Annotated in this window: 21 protein-coding genes; 12 read left to right on the top strand and 9 right to left on the bottom strand. The window is 37.1% G+C overall.

Features of this window, described 5'->3' with window-relative positions:
• Positions 1-168: 168 nt before the first annotated feature.
• Positions 169-1,680 carry a Na+/H+ antiporter NhaC family protein gene (locus C0W29_RS18085; RefSeq protein ID WP_045041311.1) on the bottom strand — a complete coding sequence of 504 codons (1,512 nt, stop codon included), beginning with the start codon at positions 1,678-1,680 and terminating at the stop codon, positions 169-171.
• Positions 1,681-1,959: 279 nt separating this feature from the next.
• The gene (locus C0W29_RS18080; RefSeq protein ID WP_045041310.1) at positions 1,960-2,697 is read right to left on the bottom strand and encodes a nitroreductase family protein; all 738 of its coding nucleotides are present in this window, start codon (positions 2,695-2,697) and stop codon (positions 1,960-1,962) included.
• A 358-nt stretch (positions 2,698-3,055) separates the two neighbouring features.
• Here C0W29_RS18080 and C0W29_RS18075 point away from each other — a divergent pair, with 358 nt between their 5' ends.
• A complete protein-coding gene (locus C0W29_RS18075; RefSeq protein WP_045044757.1) occupies positions 3,056-4,762 on the top strand; it encodes an SgrR family transcriptional regulator in 1,707 nt (568 codons plus the stop codon).
• Positions 4,763-4,773: 11 nt separating this feature from the next.
• On the opposite strand, the gene C0W29_RS18070 is transcribed toward C0W29_RS18075, so the two are convergent.
• Entirely contained in the window at positions 4,774-5,256 is a 483-nt protein-coding gene (locus tag C0W29_RS18070; RefSeq protein WP_045044756.1) for a hypothetical protein, read from the bottom strand.
• A gap of 214 nt (positions 5,257-5,470) precedes the next feature.
• A complete protein-coding gene (gene ltaE / locus C0W29_RS18065) occupies positions 5,471-6,475 on the bottom strand; it encodes a low-specificity L-threonine aldolase (protein WP_080888825.1) in 1,005 nt (334 codons plus the stop codon).
• A 240-nt stretch (positions 6,476-6,715) separates the two neighbouring features.
• Between ltaE and C0W29_RS18060 the strand changes: the two genes are divergently transcribed.
• Positions 6,716-7,009 (top strand): hypothetical protein, encoded by a 294-nt coding sequence (locus C0W29_RS18060; protein WP_045041306.1) that lies wholly within the window; start codon positions 6,716-6,718, stop codon positions 7,007-7,009.
• A 93-nt stretch (positions 7,010-7,102) separates the two neighbouring features.
• Here the strand turns inward: C0W29_RS18060 and C0W29_RS18055 are convergent, their stop codons facing one another.
• From C0W29_RS18055 to C0W29_RS18045, 3 genes are read right to left on the bottom strand one after another with little or no spacing between them, the layout of a single operon-like run.
• Complete coding sequence (locus C0W29_RS18055; protein WP_045041305.1) at positions 7,103-8,440, bottom strand: ATP-binding protein; 1,338 nt, start codon at positions 8,438-8,440, stop codon at positions 7,103-7,105.
• Complete coding sequence (locus C0W29_RS18050) at positions 8,430-9,089, bottom strand: response regulator transcription factor (RefSeq protein ID WP_036790415.1); 660 nt, start codon at positions 9,087-9,089, stop codon at positions 8,430-8,432. The genes C0W29_RS18055 and C0W29_RS18050 overlap by 11 nt, the downstream gene beginning before the upstream one ends.
• Positions 9,086-9,436, bottom strand: a complete 351-nt coding sequence (locus C0W29_RS18045) for a PepSY domain-containing protein (RefSeq protein WP_045041304.1) — start codon at positions 9,434-9,436, stop codon at positions 9,086-9,088. Before C0W29_RS18045 ends, C0W29_RS18050 begins: the two co-directional genes overlap by 4 nt.
• A gap of 201 nt (positions 9,437-9,637) precedes the next feature.
• On the opposite strand from C0W29_RS18045, the gene ppiC reads away from it, so the two are divergent.
• Positions 9,638-9,919, top strand: coding sequence for a peptidylprolyl isomerase PpiC (gene ppiC / locus C0W29_RS18040; protein WP_036790409.1), 282 nt, complete (start codon positions 9,638-9,640; stop codon positions 9,917-9,919).
• A gap of 109 nt (positions 9,920-10,028) precedes the next feature.
• On the opposite strand, the gene C0W29_RS21665 is transcribed toward ppiC, so the two are convergent.
• The gene (locus C0W29_RS21665; protein ID WP_155395117.1) at positions 10,029-10,178 is read right to left on the bottom strand and encodes a hypothetical protein; all 150 of its coding nucleotides are present in this window, start codon (positions 10,176-10,178) and stop codon (positions 10,029-10,031) included.
• Positions 10,179-10,426: 248 nt separating this feature from the next.
• Positions 10,427-10,723 carry a hypothetical protein gene (locus C0W29_RS18035; RefSeq protein WP_045044755.1) on the bottom strand — a complete coding sequence of 99 codons (297 nt, stop codon included), beginning with the start codon at positions 10,721-10,723 and terminating at the stop codon, positions 10,427-10,429.
• A gap of 1,414 nt (positions 10,724-12,137) precedes the next feature.
• Between C0W29_RS18035 and adhP the strand changes: the two genes are divergently transcribed.
• From adhP to C0W29_RS17985, 9 genes are all read left to right on the top strand, one after another.
• Positions 12,138-13,154 carry an alcohol dehydrogenase AdhP gene (adhP, locus tag C0W29_RS18025; protein WP_036790399.1) on the top strand — a complete coding sequence of 339 codons (1,017 nt, stop codon included), beginning with the start codon at positions 12,138-12,140 and terminating at the stop codon, positions 13,152-13,154.
• A 343-nt stretch (positions 13,155-13,497) separates the two neighbouring features.
• Positions 13,498-13,968 (top strand): hypothetical protein, encoded by a 471-nt coding sequence (locus tag C0W29_RS18020; RefSeq protein ID WP_045044753.1) that lies wholly within the window; start codon positions 13,498-13,500, stop codon positions 13,966-13,968.
• A 173-nt stretch (positions 13,969-14,141) separates the two neighbouring features.
• Positions 14,142-14,801, top strand: coding sequence for a hypothetical protein (locus C0W29_RS18015; protein ID WP_373455686.1), 660 nt, complete (start codon positions 14,142-14,144; stop codon positions 14,799-14,801).
• A gap of 11 nt (positions 14,802-14,812) precedes the next feature.
• Positions 14,813-15,502, top strand: coding sequence for an ABC transporter ATP-binding protein (locus C0W29_RS18010; RefSeq protein WP_045044751.1), 690 nt, complete (start codon positions 14,813-14,815; stop codon positions 15,500-15,502).
• Positions 15,499-16,758: an ABC transporter permease gene (locus tag C0W29_RS18005; RefSeq protein ID WP_045041297.1), complete on the top strand. Its 1,260-nt coding sequence runs from the start codon at positions 15,499-15,501 to the stop codon at positions 16,756-16,758. Before C0W29_RS18010 ends, C0W29_RS18005 begins: the two co-directional genes overlap by 4 nt.
• Positions 16,751-17,551: an outer membrane lipoprotein-sorting protein gene (locus C0W29_RS18000; protein WP_080895353.1), complete on the top strand. Its 801-nt coding sequence runs from the start codon at positions 16,751-16,753 to the stop codon at positions 17,549-17,551. The genes C0W29_RS18005 and C0W29_RS18000 overlap by 8 nt, the downstream gene beginning before the upstream one ends.
• Before the next feature lie 2 nt (positions 17,552-17,553).
• Positions 17,554-18,837 carry a hypothetical protein gene (locus C0W29_RS17995; protein ID WP_045044750.1) on the top strand — a complete coding sequence of 428 codons (1,284 nt, stop codon included), beginning with the start codon at positions 17,554-17,556 and terminating at the stop codon, positions 18,835-18,837.
• A gap of 20 nt (positions 18,838-18,857) precedes the next feature.
• Entirely contained in the window at positions 18,858-19,862 is a 1,005-nt protein-coding gene (locus C0W29_RS17990; protein ID WP_045044749.1) for a sensor histidine kinase, read from the top strand.
• A gap of 31 nt (positions 19,863-19,893) precedes the next feature.
• Positions 19,894-20,685: a LytR/AlgR family response regulator transcription factor gene (locus C0W29_RS17985; protein WP_045044748.1), complete on the top strand. Its 792-nt coding sequence runs from the start codon at positions 19,894-19,896 to the stop codon at positions 20,683-20,685.
• Positions 20,686-20,748 lie beyond the last annotated feature (63 nt).

The following is a 20,748-nucleotide window of genomic DNA, read 5'->3' as shown; positions in this document are numbered from 1 at the left end:
TAATTAATATTATATATATTGGTGGTAATGAGATACCCCTCAAATGTAGAAAAAGTCATATAAAAATATTATGAAAGAAGTTGTTTATATGGGGTAGCTATGTGATTAGTAATAAAAACCTGTTTTATACAGGCTTTTATTATTATGGTTGTCAGTTTTTAATCGCTATCATTCAGTTTGAGTTGTTATGCTTAGTGCGCGTCCTTTTTGGTTTTGTGACAGCAGTATTAACACTATAACTTGAAGCAGTAGCGCAAAAAGGAAGATAATATTGTGTTGATATAATCCAGCAAAAACAAAACTGATTAATGCAATAGCGCCATTTAAAACGGCATAAGGCAACTGAGTTCGAAAATGTTCAAATTGATCACAACCCGATCCTGTAGATGAAAGGATGGTTGTTTCAGATATTGGTGAACAATGATCGCCAAATAAACCACCCGATAATACTGCACCAATACAGACATATAATGGGGCATCAATCGCAAAGGCTGTTGGTATGACTAATGGCATCATAATCGCAAATGTTCCCCATGATGATCCCGTAGCGAAAGAGATAATGGCTGATAATAAAAAAGCCACGGCAGGCACTAGCCAATAGGGGAATCCAGCTTGCGCTTGCTGGGCAATATAATCAGCAGCACCTAATTGTTTTCCTACTGTACTTAATGTCCATGCAAGAATAAGAATGATAGCAACCTGCACCATATTTCCCATTCCTTTTAAATAGACATTAATTCCATCGTTTAACTTTCGTACTTTATATCTAGCCATTAATAAAATTAGAGTAATAGCAGCAAAAAAATAAGCACTTGATAAAGCAGCTCTAAAAATAGAGCCTGATACTTTTTCAAAAGGAAAACCCAGCGGTGCTAACATTAATATTAAAATAAAGGCCATCACTAATAGTGGCATCCAAACAAACGACGCTTGGGCGTTTTGATGAGTAAATGAGATTAACTCTGCGTTACTGTGGCCGCAACTTTTTCCTTGCTGAGCATCAATCTCCGCTTGAGCCATTGGGCCAAAATCTAATTTTTTTAGCGCGACTAACGGGACAATAGCAATGGCAAGAATGGCATAAAATTGATAGGGAATAGCGCGAATAAAAGCATCCCAATCCGAAATATCACTGCCTAATGCACTAAACTCTTTTTGCATTAGACTCATGATATAAACACCCCAACCAATAAATGGAATCAAAATAGCGACAGGTGAAGACGTTGAGTCAATAATAAACGCTAATTTTTGTCGAGATAGTTTTAATTTATCAAAAAGAGGACGAAAAATAGGGCCAACTATAAGAGGAGTTCCAAGATCTGAAAAGAAAATACCAATGCCGCCTAACCATGCTGATATTTGCCCTCGGCTTGAAGTATTAATCTTGTGAGTGACTTTACTAGCAAAGGCGTGTCCACCCCCTGATTTTTCCATTAGAGCAACAAAACCACCGATAAATATCAGTAGCACGATTACGCCAGCATTATAGCTATTAGTGAGTTGAGGGACTAAGTAGTCACTGACCATGATTCCAAAAGCAGCTATCGGATTGATGGTTGTTAACATGAAGACACCACTCAACACCCCCATAAACAAACCAATAACCACATTTCGTGTAATTAGAGATAAAGTGAGTGTAACAAGAATGGGAATAAGCGAGCTTGCATCAGTCTGTACCATATTGATATCCTTTCAATAGATTCATTTCCATATGAAAAATGTGTCTTTCTATGTGATGAATATATATGTAAATATCATGAATACCTAGTCTTTTGTGGTGTTTTTGTTGCTGCTTTGTTGTTAATCTAATGCCATCAATTAACGGGTGACCTTTGTCTGATGTTCAGTGAGGCTCGGGGAGTGAGAGAAGAAGTGCTGGCAGTATTAAATGGTTAAATGCCACTAGTAATATTTGGCGGATAAATAACAAGTTTCCGCCATCTATTGTAAGTGGATCTGTTAGTGAGTGACTATTACTTCATTGTTATCAACTCGATGACGTTCACCATAAATGCCATCTTCAGCACGTGGACCGCAACCAATGATCATCGTGATTTCATCTTTAGGGTTTAAGTTGAGAAGTTGTTTTACACGTTTGGAGTCAAAACCTTCCATTGGGCAAGTATCGTAACCTTCGGCACGCATTGCTGTCATAAAGGTCATTGCGGCAAGTGATGTGCTTTTATGTAAACACACCCGCAAATCTGCTTTACTGACTTCACGAACCATCGGCTTGTTACGGCCTAAGTACGCCACAATCACTTTACGAATAGAGCCTAATAAGCCAAAGCGATCATTGCGGTATAAAAATGGGATCAGCTTTTCGTAATATTTTAGCGCGCGTTTTGAGGTTGCATCTTCACGACCTTCAAATGCCTGTCGAATTTGCGCGGCATTCATTTTTGTACGTTGTTTCCACTTATAAGGCGTGGTAGTGATAACAATCAATTCGCGTGCTGTTTTGGCTGCATTTTGCCCCATACATAACTTAGCCAGTTGCTCTCGTTTTTCAGCCGTAATCACGCGATGAAATTGCCACAACTGCATGTTGGAACTGTTCGGTGAAAGGATGGCTAATTCAAGAGCGCGTGTTACAGCATCATGATCAAAAGAACCTTCGGCATCATATTTACGTACCGAACGGCGACTGTGAATTAAAGAGGAAAAATCGTGAGGTTGATAAACAGATTCAGGCATGATGGTTGTAATTCTTGTTAGTAGATAATTATATTTCTACCTGTATTTAGTTCATTAAGCAAATTGAGTGGTAATGTTTGCGTTATCTCGCAATGTTTAGAATTAAATAAAGAGGAAAACTGGCTGATGTAATTGAGTATTACATCAGCCAGTGTTATTAATGATCACTCAGGAGTCGCAATAAGTTGGGGGGACCTATTGCAGACAATGTTCATTAACCTTGTCAATACATTAACGGGATAGAGTAAACATGCATTTTTCTACTCTATAAATATACGTTTTTGTTTTGACAGGTTCTATTCTAGGTTAAAGTAGAAAAGTTAAAAGAGCATAAATAAATAAATAAGGTTCCCCTTTTATGAGTGGTCAACGTCTAAAACTTCAATTTCAGCGTCTTTATAACCATTTTGGTGGCGATAGTACTGAGACCAACTTGCAAGATATTGCTGAAGTCCTATTTTGTACTCGCCGTAACGTGCGGATGGTGATCAATAAAATGGTGACTAAAGGCTGGATTGATTGGCAACCTGCAGTTGGTCGAGGTAAACAATCACGACTTATTTTTAATAACACTGACAGTGAGTTACAGCTTCAGCATGCTCGAAAGTTAGTGGCAGAAGGTAAGTTAGAACCCGCCTTAGCCACCTTAGATCATAATGCCGAAAAACTGGTGCAATTAATTCAAGAACAGCTAGGTATTTCTCACCATCAAGGCCGGCAAATTGTTCGTTTACCTTATTATCGTAGCTTTGAAAATATCACACCATTGAAGCCTCTTCGTCGTTCAGAGCAACATCTAGTGCGACAAATTTTCAGTGGATTAACTCAGCTAAATGAGGAAAAAGGGGAAGAAGAAACCGTTATTGGTGATATCGCCCATTCGTGGGAGGCGATAACCCCCCGTCATTGGCGATTTTATCTACGGCCAGCTATTCGTTTTCACGATGGTAGATTGTTAGATAGTAACGATATTTTTGAAACTTTTAAGCAGGTTAAGCAGCTGTCTTTATTTGCCCATATCGATGATGTTACCTCTCCACATACAAATATTATTGATTTTTATTTAACGCAAGATGATTATCGCTTTCCTGATTTATTAGCTAATACGAGTGCTATGATTCAACCTGCCAATCACGCAGTATTACCTGATTACGAAACGTTTCCTATTGGCACTGGGCCTTATAAAGTCGTTGCTAATGATAAGCAGCGGTTTAAATTAGAAGCATTTGAGCATTATTTTGGCTTTAGAGCCCTGAGTGATGTGGTCGAAGTGTGGATGTTAAATCACTTTGCTGCGTGTTATCTACAACCGACATTAGATGATAACTTAGAAAGTCATGCTCAGATATCATCTCGATTATCTATGGATCAAGGTTGTACTTTTTTATTGCTTAATCGTCTTTCAGGGTTAGCTCAACATTCTGAGTGGTTAGCGTATTTTCAATCGCGATTGTACAGTTTAAATGTAATGCGCGAGATGGATTTGACTAAAACGGGTGATTTTAAGTTATTTAATGCTTACGGATTATTACCTGGTTGGATCCATATTCAGCAGTTAACAGAGACTGTTGCAATACCAAATAAAAGGGTTGTTACACTGGCCTATCAGCATGAACATCCTATTTATCCTTATATTGCCTCTTTGATTGAAAATATATTAACCAAGGACGGTATACGATTAAAAATTATAGAATTGAGCTACGAAGATATTATTCTTGGTAAGCAGGCTGAAAAAATTGATATTTGGCTAAATGGCATGAGTCTTGGCAGCAATCGTGATGATGCTATTCTTGCGTGGTTGCACAATTTTAATCATATTCAACGAGTTATGCCCGCTGATGAATTTAAACAGTTACAACAAGCGATCAGCGAGTGGCGTGCGACACCTAGCATGGTATTTCCTAGCGATTTTATTGGACAAACTTTATCGCAAACAGGGCAAACTATTCCGTTATTTCATAATTGGTTAGGTGTGAATGATAATGTACAACTTCAAGACATGGAATCGAATTTATTAGGCTGGTTTGATTTCAAATCGGTATGGAGCAAACCTCAAACATCATAGAGATTTGCCGATTAGTATTTAAGATTAAGATGTTGCTGAGCAGCCATAAAGATCACATGTAAATCAATTAAGTCATGACTTTGCTGTTGCCAGTGTTGCTGTTGCTGGCCTTGGCAAAATTCCAGTAAAGTGACAATGATACTATCAAGTTTTTTTAATCCCCAGCGTTTAATGGCTGCGCTTTGCTGCGGATCGCATACCAATGCTTGTAATTTAGCATAGGGGAGTTGGATATAAGTAAAAGCAAGTTGTGGCTGTTTTTGGCGGTGATACTGGCAGATTTTTTGACAGCCATCGAGCCAATATGCAAGCGCTTCTTCATGCTGATGATCATTACGTAGGTTGTTATTACTCGCTACCTTATTAGGATCTGATGTTGTGAATAGATCCGTCGGAGTCGCTGTAATAATAGTGATGAGAGGGGCGATATTATTGGGGTTATCTTCAAGATACCATGCTTTAATTGAAGCTAACCATAATTGTAATTCGTCCATATACTCATCCTTGTTGATTATGCGCACATCTATTTTATATGACGTTGTTATTTATAATGGTGCTGTTTTTAAGCGTAGTTGAATGTGGCTATAAGGATGGCGATTTCAGATTTTATTTGCTTGGTTGTGATGTGTATCAAATATTGTAATTAAAGCCCATATTCACAGGATAATGGTTATGGGCTAAGTGTCTGTTTAATGAAAAGATGCGCTGTTATAGCGCACTTTTTAGTGCTGTAATAAAAGTATCAATATCATTAGTTGTAATATCAAGATGCGTAACGAAACGCATTGGATTACCGCCACTAATTAAGATACCTTGTTGCTTCAATGTATCGATCAATTGTGTTTGATCGATATGTTGATCTACTTTAGCAAACGCCATATTAGTCTGAATATGATCAAGATTGACACTAAAGCCATTAACATTGTTCAACTGCTCAGCTAAATAGCGGGCATTGTGATGATCGTCAGCAAGTCGGTCAATATTCTCAGTCAGAGCCAGTTTACCAGCTGCTGCGATGATGCCCGCTTGACGCATACCACCACCGAGCACTTTACGCCATCGACGTGCCTTTGCGATTAAGGTTTTATCCCCTAATAATAATGAGCCAACGGGTGCGCCCAATCCTTTTGATAAACAAATCGTAAATGAATCAAAATATTTTACGATTTCAATAATATCAACATTCATAGCGACAGCTGCATTATAAACACGAGCGCCATCAAGATGCATTTGTAAGCCATGCTGATCAACAAACTCACGCGCTTGTTTAATATAAGCTAGCGGTAGCACTTTACCGTTGATAGTATTTTCAAGGCTAAGTAATTTAGTGCGTGCAAAGTGAGGGTCTAGTGGCTTAATTGCCGCTGTTAACTTTGCAAATGAGATACTACCATCAGCATCATTTTCTAAGGGTTGGGGTTGAATTGAGCCTAATACAGCAGCACCGCCGCCTTCGAATTTATAATTATGGGCTTGCTGGCCACAAAGGTATTCATCACCACGCTCACAATGTGCCATTAAAGCAAGTAAGTTGGCTTGGGTACCGGAAGTACAATAAATAGCAGCCTCAAAACCATGACGTTCAGCTGCCCATTGCTCAAGATCATTAACTGTTGTGTCATCACCATAAACATCATCACCAACAGCGGCTGTTGCCATTAATTGACGCATTTTTTCTGATGGGCGTGTTACCGTATCTGAGCGAAAATCTATCATTTATTTTTATCTTCCTATTGTGTTTTTTTAAATATATTACTGCAATTATTGAATAATCTATAGCAATTGTTGCTTTTATATGATGATTGATAGCATAAATAGTCAACCATCTGAAATAATAAATTTATTAATAATTATAAAAACTACTCGAACATGGATTTATGAATCTACACTTAGAAGTGTTATGTGGCAGGATGCACAACATTTGCATTGATAAGAGACAAGGAGAGGCCTGTGATGCTAGTGGAACAGCGAAATTTTACTTTATGTGGTAGTCAGCAGGGTAATGCGTGTATACGAGTGATCCCTACAGGGAAGTTAGAAGTGACAATTATGGAAGATGATTCATCATGTGAAGCAGAATTTTCACAGTTATGGTTTAATAAAGCAGGGATGAAAACATTATTAGTTTGTCGTGAAGCAGAACAAGTATGTTGGCAATTAGATCTTACAAATAAAGACGCTAAAGAACTTGAATGCTTAATTGAGTCTGCACAAGAAGATTTCGAAATTCTAATGCGAGCGTTGTAGATTCTAGGGACATAATATGATGACTAAACTAAATTAAGCCCTACAATAGTTGTATGTTGTAGGGCTTTTATTGACTATTTTATATATTAGTACTCAATTACGTGGGATGGGTAGATAAAGCATAGCTTTTAAACCACCAAGGGAGCTATGCGTTAGTACTAAATCGCCACGGTAACTATGCGCTAGTTCGTTGACAATGTTGAGGCCTAGTCCTGTTCCTGGTGTGTTTTCATCCAACCGTACTCCTCGCTTTAGCACCTGTTTGCACTTTTCTCGTGCAATACCAGGTCCATCATCTTCAATCACTAATACAATATGGCCGTCTATAATCGGCTCTTGATAAACACGAATTAAGCTATTAGCCCACTTATAGCTGTTTTCGATTAGGTTACCTATCATTTCATCTAAATCGCTTTTTTCAACGGCAATAACGACATCGCTATCAAGCTCATTGACCAATACAACCCCTCGATGTGCATAGACTTTATCCATGGCAAGAGAAATTGCATCAATGCGGTGTGACAGCGCTGTTTTAGCTGCCAGAATATTCATTGCTCCTGCCATGCGCGCACGGCCTAAGTGATAATCAATATGTTGCTGTAATTGTTGCAGTGCTGGCGCGAGTCTAGCTTGTGTGGCTGGGTCTAATAACGATACTTCATTATTCAGAATCGCAATCGGCGTTTTTAACGCGTGTGATAAATTACCAGAGTGGTTTCTAGCGCGTAATAATAATTCTTGGTAATGAAATAACAGAGCGTTGAGGTCATCAATTACAGGTTGAATTTCAACAGGGTAAAGACCTGTAAGTTCCGTTGAATGACCTTCACGCACTTCTATCAGGTTTTTCCGCAGTTTACGTAATGGCCATAATGACCAACTAACTTGCAATGTGGTAAGTACTAAAATACCAATCGCCATAATTGTAAGAATAACCCATAACCCATGAGTTAATTCTTGTAGCGTTTTTAGAAGCTTATCCTGATTGACTGCAACCGATAGCTCGATAGGATAATCACTGTCAGGCAAGCTAAATTTACGTTTTACGACAATTAAGGATTGATTGTTCGGGCCTTCAAAGCCTTTCTGGGCATTACCTTTAATGGTCGTATCCCATAACGAACGTGACCTTAATATTTGTTTATTTAGCTTTAGTGACCAATATAAGCCACTGTATGGAAAATTAAAGCGAGGATTTGATAGGCGACCATCAACAAACAGTTGGCCATGTTTATCAATATCTACTTGGGCGGTAATTTGATCCATGTAGAGGTATAACTGTGACTTTTCTTGTTCAATTAGATAGGTTTTGATAAAAGTAGGGACAAGATAGCCGGCTGATAATGTAATCGCCAATAACCAGACTGCTGCTGCAATGAGCAGTCGGTTACGGATACTTGGTTGGCGATTTTTCGATAGGTTAGTTAGCATTGATACGATATCCAAGACCGCGAACAGTCTTGATTACATCATTACCAATTTTTCGACGAATACGACCAATAAATACTTCAATAGTATTAGAGTCACGATCGAAATCTTGTTTGTAAATATGTTCAACTAACTCCGTACGAGAGATTACTTTGTCAGTATTGTGCATTAAATACGATAAGACTTTAAACTCAAGAGCTGTTAAATCAATCACTTGATTTTGCCATGTTACCTTTGAGGTACGGGTATCTAAACTTAACTCGCCAGCTTGGATGACTGGTGAAACATTACCTGTAGCGCGGCGTAATTGAGCGCGAACACGAGCAATTAACTCCACCATTTGAAAAGGTTTGGTTAAGTAATCATCAGCACCGGCGTTTAAACCATCAACACGTTGAGTGAGCTCATTTCGTGCGCTGAGAATTACAACAGGGCAGTTAACGTTTTCTTCACGGATACCTTTAAGGACAGTGATACCATCAAGTTTAGGTAAGCCTAAATCAAGTACAATCGCATCCCATGGTTCAGAGGTTGCGCGATATAGTGCATCGATACCATCGGCAGAGTGCTCGGCAACCCACCCATTTTGTTCTAAACCGGTGACAATTTGCTCACCTAATGTAATATCATCTTCTACGACTAAAATTTTCATTCTGGAACCTTAAGAACACTTTCAAGATGGCGTCCTTTTATTTCTATCATTTTAAGAGTACGGGCTTCATACTCGACTTTTATTATATTATTGTTAGCATCAATAAGCTTTAATTCGTAGATCCATTCATCATCATCTTTGTCTAATTCAACGCGAATAATACGAGCTAATAACTGTTGGTGGACTTTATGTTGGAGCGCAGAGAAAGGTTGTATCAGTCCTTGGGCTACCGCATCCATGACATTATCGTGATGTTCATCGATATCAGCACTAGGCGCAGCAAACACCTGACAACTAAAGATGCTGATAAATCCAATAAGATATAAATATTTGCAATGTTTTTTCATATTTATAACTGTAACCAAGTAGCCATGAATGGAAAGTGAATAGAGCTATTATAGATAGATTATTTGATTTGTAAGCCTTTAAATTTTTTCATTTTTTCAATGTTATAACATAACGTGATTATTAGCATTTTATACTAACTAATGCGATAATTAATACATTAGCAAGACCTTCATAGTATAGCGATCATAGGTTTATTAAGCATGGCTTCAACAGCAGCAGCACTTCACATTTTAGTAAAACATAAAGAACAAGCAGATGATATTCTTGGGCAACTTAAAAAAGGTGCTAAATTTCAGACGCTTGCAAAAAAATATTCTACTTGTCCATCAGGTAAAAAAGGTGGAGATTTAGGCGAGTTCAAAAAAGGTGCGATGGTGCCAGCGTTTGATAAGGCTGTATTTAGCGGTAAAGTGCTAGAGCCGATTGGTCCAATTAAAACTAAATTTGGTTACCATATCATTAAGGTATTATACCGTACTTAATTTTATTGAGTACGCATAATGATTATACATTTATCTGAATTAGTATAATTCATTTGTGGTGCTAAATAGGCAGGATTAACTCCTGCCGTTAGCTTTCACTTTAGGATTCTTAGGCGAGTTCTTTTGTCTGCTTTAATTCTTCTTTAATTTCTTTTAATCGAGCAATCACGCTTGCGATTAAAAGTGTTGAATCTGGGTTTTGTCGTTCGATATGCTTAAGTTCACTGTAGTACCGAGAAAGCTTTGTTTTTCTTTTCATTAAAGACAGTCCTTTGCTTATTAAATTTAATATGCATATTATTTACTATGATCGTAATTGTTTTGCAAGTACTGTAAATAAAGTTGGTTGTTTGTCGTAGGCACTGGTGATTGTTGCTGGTAGTGAGAGTTACAGCTAAAGAATGAAAGCATCATATTATCTATATGTTCTGTTAGTTTTTAGGTGATAAATATGAGCTTTCGTATTTTTAGTTAATCTGCAGAATCTGACGTTGATTTTGAAGTGTGTTATAGATCTCGCATTATTACTTCATACTCATCTATAGCATTATCAATTGCTACGTTCAGTTTGGTGGCATCATTTTTATACATCAACAGATTCCAACATAGGTGCTTTACTGTGCCATCCTCAATACAGACTAGATCTGTTGTTTTTTCATGGTTAAAAAAAAACAAATCATTGAAATTAGCTTTATAATTTTTATGTTTAATTTCAACGATTAAATATCCAGTAGGATTAATGGTAAAAATTAACTTGTGATGAATATCACCTTTAATGGCACATGTTACTGTTTTATTATACATAACAATAAATACCTCAGTGAATAGTCTACTGCTAATTATAGTTAGGTATTAGGTTTTACGTACTTAAAATAACGTATAAAAGGTTCGTTATTGTCATTCGTTGAGATGCCAATAAGAGTTTATTGGTAGTTTAACCAGTTAAGAGGTTAATCATCATTAGCAAATAACTGAGTAATAGAGGGAGTTACTATCTTTACAGGTTCGAGGTAAAGGAGAATATGAATAGTGGGAGGCCATGTTTCGAAAAGCGAGAAATAATAAGATTGATTAATTCTTTAAATGGATTTTATTAGTCGGTTTTATAATATAATGAACCAATATCACATTTCCTTCCGTTTTATTATGCATGTAGAGTTATATATATTAGTGTATTCTTTATTGGTATCTCTTGTGTTTTTATGCTTTATTGAAATGCGTTGTAAAACAAAAGTGAGCTTTATTATAGAATAAATAGTTTGTTGGAGTTTATGTGATAATTATTTTATTTTTATTTTGTATGATAGTCTCAATTTTCTTTGTAATTAATATACTCCATATTGTATCTATAGATGAGTTATTTTGGGGAGTTGTATGGATATTAATTCCGTATGGTCTCTTTTGGTCTTGGCTTATTTATGAATTAGATATGGGAGAGTTCGTTTTTTGGCAAGCTTGTATATCAGCTCTTTATTTGTTGATTCTTTGTAGACACCAGTCAAAGATAGCCGAAAAAATGCTTGATTCGAAAGGTAAAGATGCAAATGAAGTTCGATATGTTGCAATGCTATATTTAAGATCTATTCGTAAATATACATATGGCTCAATTGTATATATATGCTCTTTTATTGGTGGATCTTTTTGGCTCTATTATACCTAAATGTTATCCATATATTTTATATCCCGCTAAAGATCTTGATTGTGTAATGACAAATTGCGCAATCTTGTAAAAATTATTCATCTATCGTCAAAACTATCGATGTGTGTAACTTCAATATTTACTTACATAAAGTGGATATTATTCGCATTCAGTTGATGTGTTTTAAGTTCATTTCAGTCTTGTTACTTTATAAATTAATATGCCACCAATATCTTATTAATTTGGTAATGGTTAATTACTTTTTAAGTGATTGATCTTCTCTAAAATAGGGTAGAATATCATTGCATCAAATCAATCACACAGTTCAATAAATAAAAATTTCAATATCAATGGATAATGAAATATTTATTTATACACTTTCAACTAGAAAGAGTATCTATAGAGTCTTTTTATATTAAATTCGAATATTAAAATAATTATAATGTTTGGTTTCGTTTTTATTGGAATTGATTTTTATTACAAATTTCTGTCATTGGTTTTAATATCTTTAAATTGGATATTAATGTATTCGTGTCTGTAACTTAATTTTTATATCGCATTCAAAAAAGGATATTATATATGAAAGCGGCAGTTGCTCATGAGTTTAAAAAGAAACTCGTTATTGAAAATGTTGTTGTTCCCTCAATTGGTGTTAATGATGTATTGGTTAACATTAAAGCGTGCGGTGTATGTCATACGGATATTCACGCTTGTAACGGTGATTGGCCGGTTAAGCCAAAAATGCCTTTAATTCCCGGCCATGAAGGGGTTGGTATTGTTACTAAAGTTGGCGAGAATGTTGAGCATATAAAAATTGGTGATCGGGTTGGCGTTCCATTTCTATATACAGCCTGCGGCTATTGTGACTATTGCTTAGAAGGAAAGGAAACGCTTTGTCCTGATTGTCTTTATACTGGATATCATGTTGATGGCGGTTATGCTGACTATTGTAAAGCTGATGCTCGTTATGTTGTAAAAATTCCAGATGAATTAGGTTTTATTGAAGCTGCACCTTTATTTTGTGCAGGTGTTACATCTTATAAAGCATTGAAAGTGAGTAAAACAAAACCAGGTGATTGGGTTGCTATTGTCGGTGTTGGCGGTCTTGGTCATTTAGCAATACAGTATGCAGTAGCGATGGGATTAAATGTTATTGCGGTTGATACTGGTGAAAATAAAAAAGAATTGTCACTTTCATTAGGTGCTAAATATTTCATTGATTTTAAAATTGAGACTCCTGAGATAAAAATAAAAGAATTATTAGGTACAGGTGTCCATGCTGCTATTTGTTTAGCGGTATCTAAAGCTGGTTTTGAAAGTGCGTATGCATCGATTCGAAGAGGTGGAACATTAGTATTAGTTGGTTTACCGCCAGAGGATATGCCTGTTCCTATTTTTGATACAGTTATTAATGGAATAACATTAGTGGGTTCGATTGTTGGTACTCGTAGAGATTTAGCTGAATGTCTTGATTTTGCGGCACAAGGTAAGGTCAAAACAAACATTGAAGTTAGAAAATTAGAAGAAATTAATACGATTTTTGAGGAACTTGAAAAAGGAAGTGTTACAGGTCGTATTGTGATGGATTTTGAATAAAGAGAAATTCTATTATCTTTGTTCTATATTGTTGAAATATAAATAATAGCTGTTTAAAGTAATCAGTGATTGTAATATTTACATTACAACCACTGATTTCTTTTTATGTGAATTTTACTTACTTTAAAAAGTGACGTTGTAACTATGTTGGCTTGAGCTGTTACGCACTTAGTATTCATATAATCACATATACTTTAACTCATATAAGGATCCATCAGGTAAGGTTGAGTGATTTCTATGGGGGAGGGGGCTTCTGGAATGCTACTTATGAATAAATTTAATAATACTTAAGAAATTAAAGCCAAAATGTTTTATATTTATTTTTTTTGAATGGATTATTTAAATGAATACTCATAAGCTTATTCGCCAAATAGTATTTTATTCTTTATCGGCGGTTGTTTTTTTTAGTGCTTTAGAAGCAGCAAAATTTGTTTATTTGTTAGGCTCAAGTAAAGAACTTTATCCTATTTCTATTTTTGTTTTCTCTCTTTTCTATAGCACATTATTGCTTATTGTGTCATACATTTTGGGACAAAAATTATTATTTGAAGCAAGCCGTAGTAATCAATTATTCACCATAAAAAGAAATTCATACAGAACATTGTGTCTGTTGAGTCTATTCTCTGGCTTAAGTGTTATTAACGCGATTGTTTTATCAGAGTTTTCTTCTGGTAGGTTAATCTCATCTAGCTTAGATAACCTTTGTGTTTTATCGCTACAATATGGTGTACCCATTGTATTTGTGACATTTATTTTGCTCTTCGTTGTTATGGTAATTAATAATATTATTGTCAGCCGAATGAGTCATACTTAATCGTATTATGGTATATCAAAGGGATGCATTAGGCTCTCTTTGATATACACATATAACCTCTTTTTTAACTCGCTGGTTTCTTTATTACCGTTTATCTCGGTATATTACCATTGGTCGCTTTTTTCTGCGTCACCCCGAATTTCCTCATAATATGTCGTCATTGAGTTGCTAACATGGACAGAATGATGACTACCTCCGTATTAAAAGTATTATTTTTTACTTCGATAACACTTACTGCAATACCAGTAAATGCTAACCCAACCCCTAATATTATTTCAGAGTATAACGAAGCTGTTGTTGGTGACGACGCTAAGGTTGAATCTGCGTATCAATCCTTAGTTCAGCTCATTGAACAACAAGGGGCAAAACCATTATCGCTGGTTTATCTTGGTAGTACTCAAACCTTACAAGGTCGTGAGGCTTTTTTACCATGGAAAAAAATGAAATATACCGAGCAAGGGTTGGCAACAATAGATAAGGGGCTATCGATGTTAGATACGCTGCCGCTAGATGTTGATCAGCAGCAGCGAATACAGGGATTACCTGAAGGTTATTTATCTCAGGTAATGGCCGCGGTGACATATACGTCATTACCGACAATGTTTAATCATTTTGACCGTGGTTATGATCTCTATTTAACACTATTGAGTGAACCGACATTTATTCAACAGCCGTTTGGTGCTACGGCTTGGGTATATCGTGACGCTATACAAGCAGCATTACAAGCAGGGGATATGTCGCAAGCGCAGCAATGGTTAGCCGTGATGCAGCAGTTTGATAGTCATCATAACGAGACACAAATCGCGATGGCATTAATAGCTAAGCAATCATAAGGGGTGTGGAGATGATTTCTTTTCGTCATATTCAACGTCATTATCGCTTAGGTAATCAAACCGTGACAGCTCTTAATGATGTTACTGGCACCATTGCACAAGGAGAAATGATTGCACTTTGTGGGCCTTCTGGTTCAGGAAAAAGTACGTTACTGAATATACTTGGTTTACTTGATCAGCAATATACGGGCGAAATTACGTTTGCTGGCATGCCATATCCACAACAATCATTGGCTGCTGCTAAGTTTCGTCGTGAAAAACTGGGATTTATCTTTCAGAAGTTTAATTTAGTACCGGTGATGACAGCCTGCGAAAATGTGGCGTATCCGCTTTATCTCAATGGTGTGAATAAGGTTCAGCAACGACAGCGTGCAATCGCTATTTTAAATAAAGTTGGACTTGGGGAATTTGTTGATCATTTCCCCGATACGTTATCTGGTGGGCAACAGCAACGTGTCGCGATTGCACGTGCCTTAGTGCATCAACCATTATTGGTTATTGCTGATGAGCCAACAGCGAGTCTTGATAGTAAAACCGCTAACCTTGTGATTGATCTTATGAAGCAACTTGGTCATGAAATGGGGACGACTTTTATTATTGCAACCCATGATGTCCGCATGGCAAGCCGCTGTGATCGTACCATTGAATTACTCGACGGTACGTTACATTCTGTTCAACAACCACTCACGGTGATGGCATGATGATCATTGATATCCTCCCTAACGGGATACGCTTAGCTTGGCTTAATTTGCTGAGGAATAGACGTCGTAGCATGTTATCTGTATTGATTATCGCTATTGCTGTCTTTGCTCTTACCTGTGCTGGTGGTTTTGGTTTATATACCTACGATAGTTTAAAAGAATCGACTGCACGTGATACTGGTCACTTAACGATTAGTACGCCAGGGTATTTTACTAAAGAAGAACAAATGCCGTTAAGCAATGGTTTAGCAGATCCTCAGCACATTATAAAACGCATTATCGGCTTAAATGACGTTCGTGGTGTCCAGCCTCGTATTGAATTTACAGGATTAATATCTAACGGTAGTAAGTCTTCGATCTTTATGGCTAATGGTGTTAATGCACGTGAGTTTGATATGAAGGGGCCTTTTCTTGATATACGTGAGGGTAAAACCTTATCCAGCATAATGTCGCCTCGATATGATGCTAGTGAGCCTGAAGTGATGTTAGGTGTCGACCTTGCGCGGAATATGAACGTTGGTATCGGGGATTGGATCACTTTGTTGGCCACTACAACTGACGGGGCGCTTAATGGGTATGATTTTAAGGTTCATGGTATTTATTCGACAGGCGTTCCTGAACTCGATAAACGCCAGCTATTTATTAATATCCATAATGCACAGGAGTTATTAAATTCAGATAAAGTGAGCATGTTATCGGTTTTTTTATTTGATACTTCCAAGACAAATATAGTACAGCAGCAAGTTGCAACCATACTCAGTAGCCAATCACAGTCGGTTGAAATAAGCCCGTGGCAAGATCGCGCTTTTTTCTACTTAAAAGTTAAAGATCTCTACGATCGGATTTTTGGAATAATGGGAGCCGTTATGGCATTAGTGGTGTTTGTTGCATTGTTCAATACCATGACGATGACAGTGACTGAGCGTACTCGAGAAATAGGTACATTGTCAGCATTAGGTAGTTACCCGAATGAAATCATAATGGGTTTTCTGCGCGAAGCTGGTTTACTCGCTGTTATTGGTAGCTTGTTAGGTGGGCTATGTAGTGCAGTATTGTCTGTTGCACTGTTGTTTGTCGATATTCAAATGCCGCCACCGCCGGGTCGAAATGATGGTTATCCCCTTAATATTTATTTTTCAATTGAGTTAGTTGCAATGGCGACTGTTGGTGTGGCTGTTATTTGTCTATTAGCGGCATTTATATCAGCACGAAAAGCGGTTAATAAACCAATCACAGAGGCACTTATTTATGTTTAATCAACGTCAGCAACGATACTTATCATACTTTATTAAACTGAGTGTTTGTATTACTGGGCTGGTCAGTTCTTTGGCGATGGCAAGTAACACTTTTAGTGAGCAACAAGTACAGCAAATGCTGAGTACAGCTGATAGTTTTCGTTTGCAAGATGACGCCGCTAAAGTGGTGTCATTAGTAACGCTATATCAACATAATGAAGTGGATAAGACGCGCCAATATAATGTATACACACGTGCTAACCGTCAATCATTGGTTATTTTTAAATCGGCTGTTGAAGCGGGCCAAAAAATGTTGATGCTTGGTGATAATTATTGGCTGCAAATGCCTAAAACACGCCGTCCTATTCGAATAACACCAATGCAAAAGTTATTAGGTGAGGCGTCGGTAGGAGATATATCAACACTTGCGTGGCGCTATGATTATAAAGCGAGCTGGTATGCGAATGAAAACATTAGTGATGTAAGCGGAAAAAGCGTAGCGGCATACCAATTAAAATTAATAGCAGTGACGGCTGGTGTGAGCTATCAAAAGATCGATTTATGGATTGATAAATTAACCTATTTTCCACTTAGAGCTGATTTGTATTTAGCATCTGGAAAACTAGCTAAAAAAGCTGTTTTTTCTCAAGGTATACGTGATGATAAACCTGCTGTGGTAGCCATGACATTATTAGATAGCATTCAGCCAAGTAAAAAAACTGTGATTGAATATCAACAGGTTGTACCGTGGAAATTAGACGATAAATACTATACTCCAAGCTTTTTGTCTCGAAGTAATACTACGGAATTATAACGATGAAGTGCTTCATTTTGACGTTAAGTTTACTGGTTACTGCCAGTAATGCTTATGCAAATACGATCAACTTGAGTTGGGATTGGGCTACGAGTTTTATTTCTACATCACAACGTTCTACGTCTTTTAAGTATGAAAATCATGATGCGGTACAAAATTTTAATGGTTTGGTTGACGTTCAAGCTGACTATTTAGCTTGGCGAGGTGTGTTTTCCATTAAAGTCGATAATGCATACGTTAATGATCATTATGGTCGAGATTGGGGAGGACAAGCTGAAACGACATTTATAATACGTGAACTAGTATGGCAAGATGAAGTCACTATTTTTGGTCAAACATGGGATGCTACGGTAGGTAAGGTACAAATTGATTGGGGGGTGGGATATGGATATCGTACACTCGATTTATTTAAACCTTATCGTCAAAACGCATTGGATTTAGTCGCTGAAGAGGGAGTCACGGCAGTAGCATTATCGATGTTTGATGATAGTGGTGAATGGACGGGGTTATATACTAATTCTGGTTGGAATCAGCAATCACTAACGGATTTTGAAGCAGCGAATGAACAGCAAGGTGTTGGTGTACGTCGTTATGGTTTACTCGGATCGCATGAATATCAATTAGTTGCCTATTATGATGATATACGGCAAGGATTGCTTGGCGCCAGTTGGGTTACGTTATTAGATCAGCAATGGTCGTTGCATTCGTCCAGTGTGATTCAAAATAACTACTATGGTTATCAACAACCTCTATCAGTAATGGTGCCTGTCGTTTTAGAACAACAGGGGCATGCTTGGCAAACGCTGGTTGGTGTTAGTTGGGCAAGTGAAACGGGACATAAGTTGATTGCTGAATACTGGTACGATAGCCGAGCATGGAGTCGTTCACAATGGCAACAGGCTATTGCTCGATCTCAACAACTAATTGTAGCACCGGCAACTACTGAATTAGCGTATTCTTACGCGCAAGGTTTTCAACAGACTAATATTGTGCAACATAATTTAATGCTGCATTGGCAATGGGACTTGCAAGCATGGCTACAATGGCTGGGAAAGAATAGCGCGTTGTGGTTAGCTGATATTACTCCAACTCTCGATATTCTTTATTCTCCCCAAGATAATGGCATTATTGCAACCCAATGGTTAACTTACCAATGGTTAGATAGCGGTGATCAAGCGGTAGATTTGGAGTTTTCTGCACGTTTTTTTACGGGGGAAAACGATTCTGCTTATGCCCTAGTGAGTGATAATTATATGATAGCATTGACAGTGCGAGGACGATTCTAGTGATAACATATCTTACTAATATGCCAACGTTACGGAAAAATATATTATTTACCACAATGTTTTGTTTAGTGATTGCATTGACAACGATGACGGTGTGGAAGGGCGCATTTTATATTCATTTGTTGATTAGTCTTGGGTTTGGTTATAGCGCGATTGTCGCTTCTTTTTTGTTAAACACATTGTTACCTAAATTACCGCAACAGGTTGAGATCATTGTGTCATTGTCAATTTCATTGCTAGTAGGAACATTGAATGCGCAATTTTTGGTACAAGATTATTATGGTAAAGAGGTCGATGAGCTTAAATCGGTGATTATGTTGGGGTTGGTTTTTACCAGCGTCTGTTATTACTATTTTTATACTAGAGAACAAAAAGTATTAGCAGAACAAGCGATTGAAACGTTAAAACGAAAACAAGTCGAACAAGAAAAAGCGTTGTTATTAAGTCAATTAAAACAAATGCAAAGCCAAATTGAACCACATTTTCTATTTAATACATTAGCGAATATTAATGCGCTGCTACGTATAGATGTTGCAAAAGCAGAGTTAATGTTGGAAAAGTTAACCGCATTACTGCGAGTGTCGTTGACCAGTAGTCGTGAATCTTATACGTCTATCGCTAATGAACAAGAAATTTTAATGGCTTATTTATCTATCCAGCAAATAAGACTAGGTGAGCGTTTATGCTACGACGTTAATGTTGATGAAGATATTTTGGGCGATATCATTCCACCATTTTTGATTCAACCGCTGGTGGAGAATGCGATTAAACACGGCATTGAACCTAAATGTGATGGTGGGAATATCGAGGTTACAATAAAACGTTTAAATGCGAACATAGAGATTGAAGTACGAGATAATGGTATTGGTTTTCAAGTGCATAGTACAACATCTGGACATGGCGTAGGGTTAGAAAATATTAAACAGCGTCTCCATGCTTTATATCCTGGTCGTGGTGAATGCAATATTACAGAACCTATGAGTGGTGGCGTCTGTGTGCAGTTAACTTTCCCAATTGTTGATTAATAAGCTGTTTTTTTAGAGAGTAATATAGTTCATGGATAAACAATTAACGGCCATTATTGCGGATGATGAACCTTTGTTACGCCGACAGCTAGATAATATGTTGTCAGAACTGTGGCCACAATTAGAGGTTGTGGCGCGTACTGTTGATGGTGAACAAGTACTTGCTGCGGTTGAACGTTACCAGCCTGATATCGTTTTTTTAGATATTAATATGCCTGTATTAGATGGCATGACGACAGCGGTAACACTCAACCAACAGTTAAAACCACCGTTGATTGTATTTATTACTGCTTATGATCAATATGCAGTGCAGGCGTTTGAAAATAATGCAGTTGATTATTTATTAAAGCCTATTTCTGAGTCAAGATTGAACGCGACGAAAGATAAATTAATTACGCGGTGCCAGCAACCTCAATCAATACCAGATACGCAGCAATTAGCTAGTCTTATTTCTCAAATGCAACAGGCAGCAACATTGACACCAAAGACTTACCTTCAGTGGATAAAAGCGTCAGCAGGTGAGGATATTCATTTAATTGCAATTACTGATGTGCTGTTTTTTAAAGCAGAAGAAAAATATGTATCAGTATATGTGGGAAAAAATGGGGGATTAGTAAGAGAATTTTTGATACGAATGTCGCTTAAAGAAATACTGAGTCAGCTCAATCATAATGAGTTTTGGCAAATTCACCGTTCGACAGTGGTTAATGTATCAAAAATAGATAAAGTAAATAAAACCTTTACTGGTCAAATGTACGTTTATATTGGCAATGAAAAGTTACCAGTGAGCCGAGCTTTAAAAAGTTTATTTAAAGGTATGTAATCTAACTTACCGGTTAATTTATTGTATTAATATTCCAATAGGCGATATTGGGGTATGATTAAT

Source organism: Photobacterium kishitanii, from assembly GCF_003026355.1.
In the GTDB taxonomy this organism is placed as follows: domain Bacteria; phylum Pseudomonadota; class Gammaproteobacteria; order Enterobacterales; family Vibrionaceae; genus Photobacterium; species Photobacterium kishitanii.
This window is presented reverse-complemented; position numbering and strand designations above follow the sequence as displayed.

What these genes read in the sequence shown, in the direction of transcription:
- C0W29_RS18005 (WP_045041297.1), top strand. Translation starts at nt 15,499, where the DNA reads ATGATGATCATTGATATCCTCCCTAACGGGATACGCTTAGCTTGGCTT.
- C0W29_RS18015 (WP_373455686.1), top strand. Translation starts at nt 14,142, where the DNA reads ATGGACAGAATGATGACTACCTCCGTATTAAAAGTATTATTTTTTACT.
- C0W29_RS18080 (WP_045041310.1), bottom strand. Translation starts at nt 2,697, where the DNA reads ATGCCTGAATCTGTTTATCAACCTCACGATTTTTCCTCTTTAATTCAC.
- C0W29_RS18050 (WP_036790415.1), bottom strand. Translation starts at nt 9,089, where the DNA reads ATGAAAATTTTAGTCGTAGAAGATGATATTACATTAGGTGAGCAAATT.
- C0W29_RS18020 (WP_045044753.1), top strand. Translation starts at nt 13,498, where the DNA reads ATGAATACTCATAAGCTTATTCGCCAAATAGTATTTTATTCTTTATCG.
- C0W29_RS17995 (WP_045044750.1), top strand. Translation starts at nt 17,554, where the DNA reads ATGAAGTGCTTCATTTTGACGTTAAGTTTACTGGTTACTGCCAGTAAT.
- C0W29_RS18000 (WP_080895353.1), top strand. Translation starts at nt 16,751, where the DNA reads ATGTTTAATCAACGTCAGCAACGATACTTATCATACTTTATTAAACTG.
- adhP (WP_036790399.1), top strand. Translation starts at nt 12,138, where the DNA reads ATGAAAGCGGCAGTTGCTCATGAGTTTAAAAAGAAACTCGTTATTGAA.
- C0W29_RS18075 (WP_045044757.1), top strand. Translation starts at nt 3,056, where the DNA reads ATGAGTGGTCAACGTCTAAAACTTCAATTTCAGCGTCTTTATAACCAT.
- C0W29_RS18085 (WP_045041311.1), bottom strand. Translation starts at nt 1,680, where the DNA reads ATGGTACAGACTGATGCAAGCTCGCTTATTCCCATTCTTGTTACACTC.
- C0W29_RS21665 (WP_155395117.1), bottom strand. Translation starts at nt 10,178, where the DNA reads ATGAAAAGAAAAACAAAGCTTTCTCGGTACTACAGTGAACTTAAGCAT.
- ppiC (WP_036790409.1), top strand. Translation starts at nt 9,638, where the DNA reads ATGGCTTCAACAGCAGCAGCACTTCACATTTTAGTAAAACATAAAGAA.
- C0W29_RS18035 (WP_045044755.1), bottom strand. Translation starts at nt 10,723, where the DNA reads ATGTATAATAAAACAGTAACATGTGCCATTAAAGGTGATATTCATCAC.
- C0W29_RS18070 (WP_045044756.1), bottom strand. Translation starts at nt 5,256, where the DNA reads ATGGACGAATTACAATTATGGTTAGCTTCAATTAAAGCATGGTATCTT.
- C0W29_RS17990 (WP_045044749.1), top strand. Translation starts at nt 18,858, where the DNA reads ATGCCAACGTTACGGAAAAATATATTATTTACCACAATGTTTTGTTTA.
- C0W29_RS18055 (WP_045041305.1), bottom strand. Translation starts at nt 8,440, where the DNA reads ATGCTAACTAACCTATCGAAAAATCGCCAACCAAGTATCCGTAACCGA.
- C0W29_RS18010 (WP_045044751.1), top strand. Translation starts at nt 14,813, where the DNA reads ATGATTTCTTTTCGTCATATTCAACGTCATTATCGCTTAGGTAATCAA.
- C0W29_RS18045 (WP_045041304.1), bottom strand. Translation starts at nt 9,436, where the DNA reads ATGAAAAAACATTGCAAATATTTATATCTTATTGGATTTATCAGCATC.
- C0W29_RS18060 (WP_045041306.1), top strand. Translation starts at nt 6,716, where the DNA reads ATGCTAGTGGAACAGCGAAATTTTACTTTATGTGGTAGTCAGCAGGGT.
- C0W29_RS17985 (WP_045044748.1), top strand. Translation starts at nt 19,894, where the DNA reads ATGGATAAACAATTAACGGCCATTATTGCGGATGATGAACCTTTGTTA.